Genomic DNA, 14,237 nt, shown 5'->3' with positions numbered 1-14,237 from the left:
CACAATTTATAAAATGTTAAATGAACAAATCCATCTTCATTTTTTTCATTTTAATTATGGTGATTCATTACATGCTCTCATTTACAAACTACAAAGAGAAGAAATGGGACGTATGTTAAAACGGTTAGTTGAAGTAGGCTATCATTTAGAAATAGATGTACATATTGCGGTAGACTTATTCTTATCCATTCATATGACATTCTCTGAACAAATAGAAACTGGCTTATTAAAGGGTGAAGAAGCCGATGAAATTTTCCAAAAGTTTTTATGTAAACCACTTGTAAAAAAAATACACACGTCTGAAAAAGTAGAAAAAGTGGAAATTGTAAAAGCAAAAGGCTTCGACATCATTTATACATACCGAAGCCTTTTCTTATTTTAACGACTCTGTTTTTTATGACGGCGATTTCTAAAGATGAAGAAAATCGCAAGTAAGCAAAGTATTACACCTACTACAATATACCACGGGTTTGTCTTTTCACCTGTTTTTGGAAGATTTTCTTTTTGTACTGGTCTATCTATTTCGTACGGTACATTTTGGAATGAGTTCCCATTTGGTAACAATGCACCTAAATTAGAAGGACCATCTACTTCAAATTCTTCGTTACCTGAACTTGGTGGTTCAAACTCTTCCCCACCGTCAAATGGTGGTTCTTCTTCTGGAGGTGTTTCAATCAAGCGATTTGTAATGACAATATTTCCTTTATTCTCTACGTCGATGGATACTTCATAATCTTTCAGCTCTGTAACTTCTTTTACTGTATATTTAATCGGCTTTCCATCTGCATTTTGATTGAGATCTTGCCATGTGTGTGTCCACTTATTCTTCTCATTTAATATAACTGTTGTACCTTCTTTTTTATCATTCGCATATAATTGAACACGAATATCGTCTGGACGTTTTCCTTCTAAATCATTTTGATCATCCCATGTTTTCGTAACGGTTACACTTGTCTTGCCGGGTGTGTAGCTATTTGTAATATCCATTCCTTCAATCTCCGTTGTATAGTTTGGTACGGAGTCTTCGGTAATCGTATAAACGATTTCTTCTCCACCATCACGATACTTCGGTAATCCTGTAAATTCATATGCCCAATCTTCTTTTTCCGTTACAGTTTTTTCTTGAATCTCTTTACCATCTGCGAATAGATGGACTTTAATCTTACTTGGACGTTTTTGATCGCGGTTACCATCGTCATCCCACTTCTTTTCACCTTTTAGTTCAACTTCTTCTGGTACATGTTTATTAGTAACTAATATCATCCCAGGAGTCGTTTCGTGGTCGACGATTACTTCATAGCCGACAGGTGTATTGACTTCCTTTACTGTATAGCGAATTTTCTTTCCTGCTTTTCGCTCATCTAAGTCTTCCCATGTGTGTTTCCATTCATTTTCTTCATTTAAAAGAACCGATTCGCCAACTTTTTCATCATCGCCATATAATTGAACTGTAATCTCCGTTGGACGTGTACCATCTTGATTTTGTGCGTCGTCAAAGAATTTCATGGCAGTTCTTGAAGTTTTATATGGCGTGTGTTTGTTATTAATTGTTGTACCTTCAATCTCCGTTGAATATTCCGCAATTACTTCTTCTGTTACTTTATATTCAATAAGTTGACCTTGATTTTTATACTTTGGTAAGTCGGTAAACGTGTACTTCCAATCCGTTTCACTTGTGACAATTTTTTCAGCCATTAATTCACCATCCGCAATCAAGTTGACTTTAATCGCTTCTGGTCGAACACCATCTTGGTTATTGGCATCATCCCATTTCTTTTCAACTGAAACGGATGTTTTTTCAGAACCATTTTTTAACTGACCTACATTTTTCACTTGTGTCGTTCCTAAATCTTTCGTTTCGATGATGAATGAGGGTCGTTCATTTGTCAGTTCATATCCTGTTGGTGGCTTTACTTCTTGGAAATAATAGTTACCCGTTGTTAATTTTTCTACACGCACAATACCATTACTATCAGAAGTAACATTTTCTTTATACTTTGTATATTCACCTGATCGACTTTGTTTGTATAAATCAAATACAGCACCTTGTAAGCCACGTGATTGCTCATCTACTTTTTTCATCTCAACATTAGCTGTTTTACCTGTGATTGAACCTGATCCAACATTCCATTCTACCTTTTTTTCTAATACCCATGAATTAGGTGGATATTTATCATCCTTGTATTTTACGGTGATTTTTGCTTTATTTTCAAATTCACGCTCTTCTACCACTTCATCTAATGGAAGTGTCGAATATTCTAAGGCATATTCTCGGAATGCATCGCCTTTATTCTGTGCATATTCTTCATATTCTTTTACTTGGGGTAAAATTTCTGTTTTGAAACTTTCATAATATCCGCCTGTTGGATTTCTTTTTAAACCCATATCATTCTCTTTTATTACATCAATACTAAACGATGATTTATCAAAGAAACCTTTTGAAAACGCAAAAGTATCAGGCCAAGATTTATCAAAAGAATACACAGCAATAATCTCTTGATCAATCGGTGCATCTTCTACAGTAATCGAACTGATTTCATCAAAGGAACTTGCTTTCCCTAACAGTACATTTCGTCCTAACCCGATTTCCCATGTCATAATTCTTGTTGGGATATCGAACACGCCTGTTTCAGGGTTCTTCATCGTAACATCTCTTACTGCACCATTCTTTAAACTATTATTTGGATGACCAGCACCTTCACCACCACCGCCGCCACCTGTTTCAAAAGGTGGAACAACTACAGTAATGATTTCACCAGGAGGGATTTGAATTTCATTGCTTCCTTCTTTCACGTATTTTTCATTCAATCTATATTGTAAGTTGAACTCACCACTTACATCTGAATGTGTTGAAATATAATCCGTTGTAAAAGTCATCTGTATATAATAATACGAATCTTTGTTACCTAGTACTTTTGCTTTCGCAACTTCTTTTCCATCATTACTTAAAGTAAAGTCAAATTGATTCACAATAATAAATTCTTTTGGGATTGAGAAGTTTAAAACATCTCCTTTTTCAAACGTATTATCAGGTAAGTTCCACTGATAATCTAAATCGTATGTTTTTCCAACTTCTAATGTCCCGTTATTTTCAATAACTGTTCCTGAGGGCGTCCTCATTTCAACATCTGTAACATATTGATCACCATTAAATATAACAGCCTTTGTTGCATTATCATCTCCTGCTGCAAATACATAGGGGTTAATTAATAGCGTCGAAATTAAACATAAGCTACAGAGTATACTGAGCCATTTTTTCATACATAACGCTCCCTTTCATAAATTTCTTTAACTTACAATGTCTAAGAATGTATTCCCCTATTCATATTTACAGAAAACATTCAAATTACTATAATCCAACATTTTTTGGTGATATACTTCATTTAAGGTTAATTTTGTGCGATTTTTAAGATATAATATATTTTTCCTAGTTATTTAGTTTTAATATATATATGGCTATATTTTTCTTAATCTAAAAAGAAAAGACTTCATTCCTAATAATTCTGAATGAAGTCTTTTTATTTTATTCAATAATTGGACAGTGCATCGCTTCTTTGGCTTCTGTCCAATGAACGGAATAGCCTTTTCCTTTTGCACAAAATACTGAATTTGAACTGTACTCAGGGTCAGCATCTTTTTGATACGCCATTTGCTCTATTACTTCCTCTGCATTATGACACACATCATAACCATCAACACGGAGTTGCAGACTACCTCGACCATTCGTTGAAGCAGCAAACTGAATTGGATAGTCACGCATCGTTGCGACTGGCGCAAGCCCTGTCATATACACCTGTTCACCCATAAATTGTGGTTCATCTACTTGTGCATGACGATTCGTTACATCTGTGACAATGCGTCCAAATAGTTCATGATGCACCTTCAATGAAAATGAATAATACGGTTCAAGTAATTGATTTTCAGCTTGTTCTAATCCTTGACGCAAGGCACGTAATGTCGCTTCTCTAAAATCACCACCTTCTGTATGTTTCGGATGCGAACGTCCTGTTAAAATCGTTACACGTAAATCAGTGATTTCAGAGCCTGTTAAAATACCACGATGCTTTTTTTCAATGAGTGATTGCTGAATCATATTTTGCAGTCCGATTGCTAAATCATTCGGGTGGCACTTGCTCATTACTTCAATTCCAGCTCCACGTTCATTTGGTTCGATTTGTAAATGCACTTCTGCATAATGCTTTAACGGTTCAAAATGGCCGTATCCTCGTACCGTCTGTTGAATCGTCTCTTTATAGATAATTGTCGGTTCTGTAAATGCAATTTGCTCGCTAAAGCGTTCTTCAAAAATTTGCTGTAGCACTTCTAATTGAATCTCACCCATAATATGAAGTGTTATTTTCTGTATTTCTTCTTGCCACGTCACACTAAGTGCTGGATCTTCTGCTTCTAACAAACGACAATATGCTAGTAACTCTTTTGGATGTAAGGCGCCTTCATAAACAATTTGTGTACGCATCGTTGGACGCAAATCTATTTCATAAGAAGGCGTAAATTCACCTACTCCCATACCAACTTTTGCTTCTTTCAAACCAATTATCGCTACCGTATCACCTGCTTCCGCTCGCTGTAATTCCTCAAATTTTTTACCGTGATATTTACGAATTTGTGTGATTTTAAACCAATTCCCACCACAGCGTACATCGTCTCTTACTTTCAACGAACCTTGATGAATTTTTATAAAAGCCATACGTTGATTTTGTTCAATGTGACGAATTTTATAAATCATTCCTTGTAACTCTCCCGATTTATGCTGTGGCTGGAGCAATGTATCTAGCACTTCTAATGCAAAATCGATGCCTTCATCTTTTAATGCTGAGCCATATAAAATCGGTGAAAGTTCTTGTACCATAAAAGCTTTTGAAAGCCTTTTTTGCCATTCGCTTTCGGATAAACTTTCTTCTAAATAGTCTTCTAAATATTGCTCATCTCGTCCTGCAAATTCTTCTATTCCTGTTGCCCAGTCATGAAATGGTAGTGCATATTCCATTAATTCTTGTTGAATTTCTTCTGTCACTGTTGCTGCATTGGCACTAATTAAATCCATTTTATTAACGAAAAACAGTGTAGGAATACGATATTTTCTTAGTAAACGATAAACTGTTTCTGTATGTCCCTGTACACCGTCTGTTCCGTTTAATAGAAGAATTGCCCCATCCAGTGCCATAATCGAACGCTCCATCTCTGCCGCGAAGTCGACATGTCCTGGTGTGTCAATCACCGTATAATCATTTTCTCGATATGTAAATGTTGCCTGTTCCGCAAAAACGGTAATGCCACGCTGTTGTTCAATCTCATGCAAATCTAAATGTGCATTTTGATGATCGACACGCCCAATGGTGCGAATACTTTTCGTATGAAAAAGTAATTGCTCTGAAAAGGTGGTCTTCCCTGCATCTACATGTGCTAAAATACCAATTGTTTTCTTCATTGTCTTTCCTCATTTCTTATCAAAGCGTCTCTACTATGAATTATATCATGTCCAATAATAAAACCATCTTCTTTCGAATATACACGAAAAAAGATGGTTTGCTGTTTATTCCCATTCATACGGTGTTTCTTGGTACACATAGTAATTCAACCAATTGGAGAATAATAGATGCGTGTGTGAACGCCAACGATTCAACGGTTTTTTCGTTGGGTCGTCGTTCGGGAAATAGTGTTTTGGTACTTGCGGTTCGATGCCCTTTGCAACATCACGATCATATTCTTGCTTTAATGTATCTGCATCATATTCTAAATGACCTGTAATCATAATTTGTTTTTCATCACGCGATACGATAATAAATGCCCCTGCTTCGTCTGATTCAGACACGAGTTCTAAATCAGGATGGTTTAAAATAGCCTCTCTTGAAACAGAGGTATTACGTGAATGTGGTGCTGTATATACATCATTAAATCCGCGAATTAACTTAACGGTACTATCATGCACGATGTGATCGAACACACCCGAACATTTTGAAGGTAATGTATATTTTCCAATACCATAATGATAGTAGAGTGCCGCTTGTGCGCCCCAACAAATATTCAAAACAGACGTGACATTTGTTTTCGTCCATTCCATAATCTCGACCATCTCATCCCAAAAATCAACTTCATGGAATTCAAATAATTCAATTGGCGCTCCTGTAATAATCATACCGTCAAATTTACGGTGTTTTACATGTTCAAACGTCGTATAAAATGACTCTAAATGATTTTTACTAACATTTTTTGATTCATGTGTCGCCGTATTTAAAAACGTAACATTTACTTGAAGTGGTGTATTTCCTAAAAGACGAAGTAATTGTAACTCGGTCTTTTCTTTTTCAGGCATTAAGTTAAAAATTAAAATATTTAACGGACGAATGTTCTGGCTTGTCGAACGCACTTCGTCCATAATGAAAATCTTTTCCTCTTTTAAAATTTCAGTTGCTGGTAGCCCACTTGGTATATTGATTGGCATGATGAAACTCCCCCTTTAAATATAAAAAAACCTCACTCTTTGATAAGAATGAGGCTACACATATGTATCCGACTCTTATCTATCAGAAGCATAATGGAGCTTCCGTAGGAATTAGCACCTTTCTGTTTTAAACAGAGGTTGCTGAAGCGTCATCGGGCCATTCCCTCGGCTTCTCTTGATAAGACAATATTGAATTATTAACTATCATAGCAGAACCATACTTTAATAGCAAACATTTCTGATAATTCAATAAAATCTCTCTTTTAAAAACGTAAATAGTGTTTTTAGCCAAATACAATATGGTAAAATAAAGAAGAAATAAGCGAATTAAAGGAGTGACACAACATGATGACGATGCATCGTTCAACATTAATGAATCAATTTCCGAAAGCCATTTTCGGTAGTTTAAAAGCTGCTGCAAAAAAGAAAGCGGCAACAGGCACAAAAATTATTGATTTAAGTTTGGGAAGTCCTGACTTACCACCTGCTCAAATTGTGCGAGAAGAATTAGCAAAACAAGCTGAAAAGGCTGATAGTTATGGCTATACGCTCGGTGGAACGGAGCGATTTCATGAAGCAGTTGCCAACTATTATCAACGTCGTAGTGGCGTGGAATTAGATCCACAAACAGAGATCATTCAAACGATGGGTTCTCAGGAAGGACTTGTGCACTTACCGCTCGCATTTTGTGATCCAGGAGACATTGTACTCACAACGGACCCTGCCTATGTAGCTTATGCAGCAGGCATTCATCTCGCAAAATGTGAAGCGTATGCGATGCCATTAACAGCTGAACATCAGTTTTTACCTGATTTTGATGCCATTCCAGAAGATATTTGTGCACGTGCGAAAATGCTCATTTTAAATCTTCCAGGGAATCCCGTTCCAGCAATGCCTTCTGTCGCATTCTTTGAAAAGGCGATTGCTTTTGCGAAAAAACATAACTTAATCGTCATTCACGATGCCGCCTACTCAGAATTCTATTTTGAAGGTACAAAGCCGCTTAGCTTTTTAGAAGTACCAGGTGCAAAAGAAGTGGGTGTCGAGATTAATTCACTTTCTAAGAGCTTTAGTCTTGCAGGCGCTCGTATTGCGTATATCGTTGGAAACGCTTCCGTCATTGAAACATTGGGCGAACTCAAATCACACCTTGATTATGGTACATTCCGTCCAATTCAAGATGCGGCATGTGTTGCACTCGACAATGCGGAATCAATTACAGATGAATTGCGTACCATTTTTTCGACAAGACATCGTGTACTATCAGAAGGTCTTGAAGCAATCGGCTGGGAACTCGCACCATCAGCTGGTGGTATGTTCGTTTATGCGAAGTATCCGCAACAACAAATGGATGACAAAGAATTTGTCTATCATGTCATTGAACAAACAGGCGTTGTCCTTGTACCCGGTTCAATCTTCGGTGCATCGGGCAGAAACCATGTACGCATCGCACTCGTTCAAGATGAAAAACTATTACAAGAAGCTGTTTCAAGACTCGCAACTTTATAAACAGAAAAAGTCTGAATCCCATCATCAATAAGGATTCAGACTTTTTATTATTCAAGCGGTGTTTCAGGTTCTGGTTGTAACAGGTCAACAGGTGCTTTTTTACGTTGTGTAAAGTAATACATAAGCATGACTGCCGCTACAATGACTGCTGTAAAGAGAATTTGAGAGCGCATACTTGGAATAAAGAACATCGCTACAGCAAGTCCTCCTACCATAATCATCGTGCCAATCGTTAAATACGGGGATAACCACATGCGTAATACAAGTTCATGTTCTGTCCCCTCTTTAATCGCACGACGACGCATAACAAGTTGAGAAGCTGCAATGATGAAATACATAATTAATGTAATCGCTGAACATGAATTGACTAAGAACATGAAGACTGCTTCTGGTGATACATAATTCATAATTACGGCAATATACGAGAAGAATGTACTCGCTAAAATGGCATAAACAGGTGCGCCGCGCTTATTCAACTTTAAGAAAATTTTCGGTGCTTGTCCTTCTTCTGCTAAAGCAAAAGACATACGAGATGTTGCATACAGTGCTGAATTCAGACAAGATAATACAGCAGTTAAAACGACAAAGTTCATAATTTGCGCTGCTGCTGGAATACCGACATAGTCGAGTACTGCAACGTAAGGACTTGTTAAAATACTCGATGAATCCCATGGAAGCAATGTCACAACGACGGTAATCGAACCGACGAAGAAGATCAGTACACGCCAGATGATTGAATTCGTCGCTTTTTGTACGGCATTCACCGGTTCAGCAGATTCTCCTGCTGCAATCGCCACAATTTCAGTACCCATGAATGAGAAGATGACAATGACAACACCCATCATGACTGCGCCAAAACCATTCGGTAAGAACCCACCCTGCCCTACTAAGTTCGTAAAGCCAACTGATGAAAAGCCTGGTACGATGCCAAAAATAATAAATGCACCGATTGCTAAGAATGCAATAATACTAACTACTTTAATTAATGAGAACCAGTACTCGAATTCACCAAAAGCCTTAACCGATACTAAATTTGTAACAGTTAATGTTAAAGTTAAGATTAAACTTAATAACCAAAGCGGAATCCCATCATACCAATATTGAATGATGGCGGCTGCTGCAGTTGCTTCTAGCGCGATTGCAATTACCCAGAAGAACCAATAAAGCCAACCAACTAAAAATCCTGCCCATTTTCCAAGCGCCTGACTTGCATAAATCGCAAATGAGCCACTCGATGGGTTTTTAGCTGCCATCTCCCCTAACATACGCATCACGAGGACAACAATGGTACCAGCAATCACATACGATAAGATGGCGCCGGGTCCAGCTAAGTGAATAACTGAACCACTCCCCATAAAGAGTCCCGCACCAATAACACCAGCGATGGCAATCATCGTCATATGTCTCTTTTTTAACCCCTTTTGTAACGATTGACCTTCATTCATCTACAACACCCCTTTATGCTTTGCTATTTATCCCAAATGGCTTTCACAACGGTATCGACAATCGTTTGTAAATCTTCATCACTTGTATTAAGTGGTGGTGATAATGTCAGGACATTATTATATCCTGCAACAGTTGCACCGTTCTTTCCAATGATGACGCCTTGTTGTTTACACGCTGCGATGATGTCATTCACAACCTGAACGGCTACAGGTTGTTTTGTCTCTTTATTTTCTACTAACTCAATACCAATTAATAAACCTTTTCCACGTACACTGCCAACAAGTGCATGATTTTCAAGCTGTTCTTGAAGTGTTTGTAAGATTTCTGCTCCCTTAATAGCTGAGCGTTCAAATAGCTGTTCTTGCTCCATTAGCTCAATGTTTTTAAGCGCTGCTGCACAACTCGCTGTTGCACCGCCAAATGTATTGACATGTCGTAAATAGTCATACATCTCACTACCATTGAATGCTTCATAGATTTCTCGCTTCACAGCAGTTGCAGATAGCGGTAAGTAACCACTTGTAATCCCTTTTGCCATTGTTACAATATCTGGTTTTACACCGTAATGCTGATGACCGAATGGCTTTCCTGTACGTCCAAAACCACAAATTACTTCATCAACAATGAGTAGTGCATCATGTTTTTCACATACTTCTTTTATACCGCGCATGTACTGTTCATTCGGTACAATGACTCCGCCACCTGTAATAATTGGCTCCATAATCATAGCTGCAATCGTCTGACCCATCTCCCATGTCATGACATGATCGACTGCTTGAACAGAAGGAAGTGCAGTCGGTTCAGATGCTTTTTCTGGTTGACGGTACTCATCAGGCGGTGCAACATGTAAAAAACCCGGCGCAAGCGGTTCGTATTTGTATTTGCGTTCTGCTTGACCTGTTGCTGCTAAAGAGCCCATCGAATTTCCATGATATGCACGATAGCGCGACACAATTTTATACTTAGATGCTTTTCCTTGTTGCGCATAATATTGGCGTGCAATTTTGAAAGCCACTTCATTTGCTTCCGAACCACTATTTGAGAAGAATACTACATAGCCACCACCTAATAATTCATTTACTTTCTCTGCGAGTTGAATCGCTGGTGGATGTGATTGCGATAATGGCGCATAAGCATTTTTCACCATTTGATCGTAAGCAGCTTTTGCGATTTCTTCACGACCATAACCAACATTTACACACCATAATCCCGCCATCGCATCGATGTATTCATGACCATCTGAGTCTTGAATACGTGCACCATGTGCTTTTTCTACAATCATTGTTGCTTGCGGATTATACGGTTTCATCCCATGCCAAAGATATTGCTCATCTACTGCTTTTGCGTTCATTTCTGTTTGTGTTTTAGACACATCAACCACTCCTTCTCATTCATGTTGTCTTTCTTACTTGTATTATCTGACATGAAAGGAAGAAATGTATGTTACATAATGTAAAACAATTAACAGAATATTTTTACATAAGTTAGCTTATTCATGAATTTTCGAAGATTTTTCTATGAATTCTTTTGCGTATAGCATCATCTCAAGCATCATACGATGATGCGGTTCACTCGAATCCATTCCAATTAATTCTTCTATTTTTTTCAAACGATGATATAATGTTTGACGCACAATATATAATTTTTGAGCTGTTTCCTGTTTGGAGCAATTCGTTGCTAAATAAGTGCGCAATGTTGGGATTAATTCTGATGAATGTTTTTCATCATAGGCAATTAATGGTCCGAGATATTGCGTCATCATCTGCTTTACATCCATTGTTTGTTGTAAATTTAATATCATATGCCCCAATAACACATCTTCATAAAAACAATCTGTCGTTTGCAGTACTTTTCGAATATACATCGTCGTTCTGGCAGTTTCATATGCAGTCGGTACATCTTCCACTGATTCAACTGTTTTACCTGTCGCAATACGTGTAACAGTATCCGTTTTAAAAACCTTTTTGATTTTTAAAACCGCTTCTCGCAAACGCGACATCATCGAAGCTTCATCGCGCTGATTGAAAATAATCATATAATAATGATCTTGATGATTCGTTGTACAAATTGTAAAGCCGCGTTTTTCAAAAACATTGCGAGCATATAATGTAAAGTACACATCATCAAAGCCTTCTTGTCCTTCCAACTGACCATTCGCTACATTCACATATAAAACCGTCATCTGCTTTATACGAATACGATCATGTTCTTTTTCAAGATGCTGCAAAATTTCCGACTTCGATAGTCGTCCTTCAAGCCAATCCTGTTTCCAAAGTTGCTGTGCTACCGCTTCTTTCTCAATTGAATACAGCTTCCTTAAAATAATTTGTGCGATAAATAGTGCGGTTCTCTCTAAAAACAAAGACTCAATTCCACTATGTAATCCATACCATTTCAATTGACCGTATTGTTGAGATAATAACAAAATCTCTTTTATTAAAGGCGCTTCTTTTTCAAGAAGCGCTTTTTTCGTTGCGTCACATTTTGGATAATAGACCGCTTTTTCATCTGTTAGTTGTAAAATACACTGTCCACCAATTGCCTCGACTAATACTTCAAGTAATGCTTCTGGTCGATTCGATGTGAGCGATGCCTTACTCAGTGTATGTGTATAGGCTTCCAGTCGCTCAATTAATTGGTACTGATGACTGATAATTTGGCGATGTACTTCTTGTGTAATATCACTAAAAGACACTTCTTCATGAAAAACAACAATCGGAAATTGATGTTTTTTCGCTTTTTGTAGAATGGTTGTTGGAATTGACTGAATGTAACGACCATATTCAATACATAACCCTGCACAGTTTTTGGCGATGAGTTCATCTAAAAAACGTTCAAATGTATCGACATCTTTATGAATCCCCATTCCTGTTGTTAAAATGAGTTCATGTTCTTTCATAAGATGACCTACAGCTGAATTTTCAATAATATGTACCCACTTCACAAGCCGATTGGTATTTCCTGCCATAAATTCTGCCGATTGAAATTGATCATATTGTAAAATATCTGCTAATTGTAATTGTAAATTTTGCACATTTTCACCTCTTTTATGCTATCTATTATAATGTAGTTTTATCGGAATTCTATAACTTTTTTGATTTATTTCTTAAAATTTAGATTTTTCAAATAAAAAAGTTTAGGCACGCATGCGCCTAAACTTTTTGTATAATCAATCTTGTTGATAAGCAATGCGTCCATCGACAACCGTCATGACTGCTTGCGCTTCTGAAATCGTTCCTTTAAATAAATCTCGGTCAAACACACTAAAATCAGCTACAAATCCTTCTTTAATCATTCCACGTTCATGTGACTTCCCAATAATCTCTGCGCCGCCACGTGTATACATTTGAATCGCTTCAAAACGACTGATGCATTGTTCTACACCATATACAACACCGTCTTTTTTACGTGTGACAGCCGCTTCAATTCCAAGTAGTGGGTCGATTCTCTCTACCGGTCCATCACTGCTTCCTGCACATGGGATTCCATGTTCAAGTAATGACTTCCATGCATAGGCATATGGTAGACGTGCTTCACCAAGTCGCTCGGCTACCCAAGGAAAATCTGATGTCACAAACGTCGGTTGAACGTCGACTGCAACAGGGAGTTTTGCGATGCGTTTTAATAAATCTTCATTTACTAAACACGCATGAATCAATCGATCGCACACATCTTCAGCCGCTGGATAGCGCTCCATCATCGTCACAACTTGCTCTGCTGCGGCGTCACCAATGACATGAACCGCAATCGGCGCATCATATTTTCGTGCGAGTTGGAATAATTTCGCCATCTCCTCATCTGTTTGAATGAGTGTTCCTTTCCAACCAGATTGATCTGCGTAATCTTCAATTAATGCCGCTGTTGAACCGCCAAATGAACCATCCGCAAAAATTTTCATTGCACCGCGTTCCATAAATGGTTCATCAAACGTAAGATTCGCCTCCATCATTTCTTCAAATACATAGTAGTGCATGAGTAGATGACAGCGAAAATCTTGTCGTTCAGCTAAAACTTCGCGGTATGCACGATACGGTTCTTGGTAAGGTCCATAATAAGCGAAATCTTCGGTATGACCTGCTGTTAATCCTTTTGATAACATTGTATCCATCGCGACATTCAAAGCTTTTTTCAATTCGTTCACATATTGCTCGCCCTCTTGAATTTGAGCATCACGCAATTGTTCTGCTGCTGCTTCATAGACAAGTCCTGTTAAATTCCCTTGTTCATCGCGTCCGACAGACCCCTTATCTGAATCTATATAATTTTCTAGGTTAGCGGCGCGTAATGCAGCTGTATTTCCTAAATAGACATGACGACATACACGACTAATCGCAATCGGTCCCTGACGAATTGCATCGAGTTCTTGTAATGTCGGAATCGTCGGGTCTAAAAATTGATTTTCGTTGAAACCTTCCGCAATGAGCCAACTATCTTCAGGTATATTTTGGCTTGCAATCGTGAGTAAATATAACATTTCTTCTTTTGATTGGACGGACGATAAGTCGAGTCGCATTAACTGTAATCCTACGCCAATCATATGTAAATGACTATCAACGAAGCCTGGATACATCACTGCCCCTTGTAAATCAATGATTTCATCCGCTTCTTTTTTTAAATCTTCGGTAGAACCGCATGCTATAATGCGCCCATCTTCCGTTAAAACCGCCTCTACCGTATCGCCTTCTGATTCCATTGTGTAAATTGTGCCGTTGATCCAAACTTTTTTCACGTACACGCCACCCCTTTTTCCATTTATTCTCTCTATTATCTCTTTTTAACGATTAAAAAGAAAGTAATTCTGTTCGAAAAAAAGAGAAGC

The 14,237-nt window shown here is 37.8% G+C and carries 9 protein-coding genes and 1 riboswitch; of the genes, 2 read left to right on the top strand and 7 right to left on the bottom strand.

The features are described from left to right. Nucleotides 1-112: 112 nt before the first annotated feature. On the top strand, nt 113-382 hold the full coding sequence (locus tag ACKVQX_RS07440; RefSeq protein ID WP_156422361.1) for a hypothetical protein: 270 nt from the start codon (nt 113-115) through the stop codon (nt 380-382). Here ACKVQX_RS07440 and ACKVQX_RS07435 read toward each other — a convergent pair. From ACKVQX_RS07435 to metA, 3 genes are all read right to left on the bottom strand, one after another. Beyond that, nucleotides 379-3,261, bottom strand: a complete 2,883-nt coding sequence (locus ACKVQX_RS07435) for a Cna B-type domain-containing protein (RefSeq protein WP_409136161.1) — start codon at nt 3,259-3,261, stop codon at nt 379-381. The two genes, ACKVQX_RS07440 and ACKVQX_RS07435, sit on opposite strands and share 4 nt — an antisense overlap. Nucleotides 3,262-3,523: 262 nt before the next feature. After that, on the bottom strand, nt 3,524-5,449 hold the full coding sequence (locus ACKVQX_RS07430; RefSeq protein ID WP_409136160.1) for a GTP-binding protein: 1,926 nt from the start codon (nt 5,447-5,449) through the stop codon (nt 3,524-3,526). Between the two features lie 105 nt (nt 5,450-5,554). Beyond that, the gene (metA, locus tag ACKVQX_RS07425) at nt 5,555-6,463 is read right to left on the bottom strand and encodes a homoserine O-succinyltransferase (protein ID WP_068453781.1); all 909 of its coding nucleotides are present in this window, start codon (nt 6,461-6,463) and stop codon (nt 5,555-5,557) included. A gap of 72 nt (nt 6,464-6,535) precedes the next feature. Next, nucleotides 6,536-6,648, bottom strand: a riboswitch (SAM riboswitch). A gap of 163 nt (nt 6,649-6,811) precedes the next feature. On the opposite strand from metA, the gene ACKVQX_RS07420 reads away from it, so the two are divergent. Further along, nucleotides 6,812-7,972, top strand: coding sequence for an aminotransferase class I/II-fold pyridoxal phosphate-dependent enzyme (locus ACKVQX_RS07420; RefSeq protein ID WP_285216419.1), 1,161 nt, complete (start codon nt 6,812-6,814; stop codon nt 7,970-7,972). 47 nt (nt 7,973-8,019) lie between these two features. Here the strand turns inward: ACKVQX_RS07420 and ACKVQX_RS07415 are convergent, their stop codons facing one another. From ACKVQX_RS07415 to ACKVQX_RS07400, 4 genes are all read right to left on the bottom strand, one after another. Further along, nucleotides 8,020-9,417, bottom strand: a complete 1,398-nt coding sequence (locus ACKVQX_RS07415) for an amino acid permease (protein WP_409136159.1) — start codon at nt 9,415-9,417, stop codon at nt 8,020-8,022. 23 nt (nt 9,418-9,440) lie between these two features. Then, nucleotides 9,441-10,790: an aspartate aminotransferase family protein gene (locus tag ACKVQX_RS07410; RefSeq protein WP_276309719.1), complete on the bottom strand. Its 1,350-nt coding sequence runs from the start codon at nt 10,788-10,790 to the stop codon at nt 9,441-9,443. Between the two features lie 117 nt (nt 10,791-10,907). After that, nucleotides 10,908-12,452, bottom strand: a complete 1,545-nt coding sequence (locus ACKVQX_RS07405) for a PucR family transcriptional regulator (protein ID WP_409136158.1) — start codon at nt 12,450-12,452, stop codon at nt 10,908-10,910. A gap of 135 nt (nt 12,453-12,587) precedes the next feature. Further along, a complete protein-coding gene (locus ACKVQX_RS07400) occupies nt 12,588-14,147 on the bottom strand; it encodes an amidohydrolase (protein ID WP_409136157.1) in 1,560 nt (519 codons plus the stop codon). Nucleotides 14,148-14,237 lie beyond the last annotated feature (90 nt).

The sequence above is a fragment of the Kurthia sp. ISK08 genome, from assembly GCF_046159805.1.
GTDB lineage: Bacteria > Bacillota > Bacilli > Bacillales_A > Planococcaceae > Kurthia > Kurthia gibsonii.
Note: the sequence above shows the minus strand (reverse complement) of the source record. Positions and strands in the feature narration are given on the sequence as shown.

Bases quoted from the DNA above. Each gene is read 5' to 3' on its own strand.
- ACKVQX_RS07440 (WP_156422361.1), top strand. From the start codon at position 113: ATGTTAAAACGGTTAGTTGAAGTAGGCTATCATTTAGAAATAGATGTA.
- ACKVQX_RS07435 (WP_409136161.1), bottom strand. From the start codon at position 3,261: ATGAAAAAATGGCTCAGTATACTCTGTAGCTTATGTTTAATTTCGACG.
- ACKVQX_RS07430 (WP_409136160.1), bottom strand. From the start codon at position 5,449: ATGAAGAAAACAATTGGTATTTTAGCACATGTAGATGCAGGGAAGACC.
- metA (WP_068453781.1), bottom strand. From the start codon at position 6,463: ATGCCAATCAATATACCAAGTGGGCTACCAGCAACTGAAATTTTAAAA.
- ACKVQX_RS07420 (WP_285216419.1), top strand. From the start codon at position 6,812: ATGACGATGCATCGTTCAACATTAATGAATCAATTTCCGAAAGCCATT.
- ACKVQX_RS07415 (WP_409136159.1), bottom strand. From the start codon at position 9,417: ATGAATGAAGGTCAATCGTTACAAAAGGGGTTAAAAAAGAGACATATG.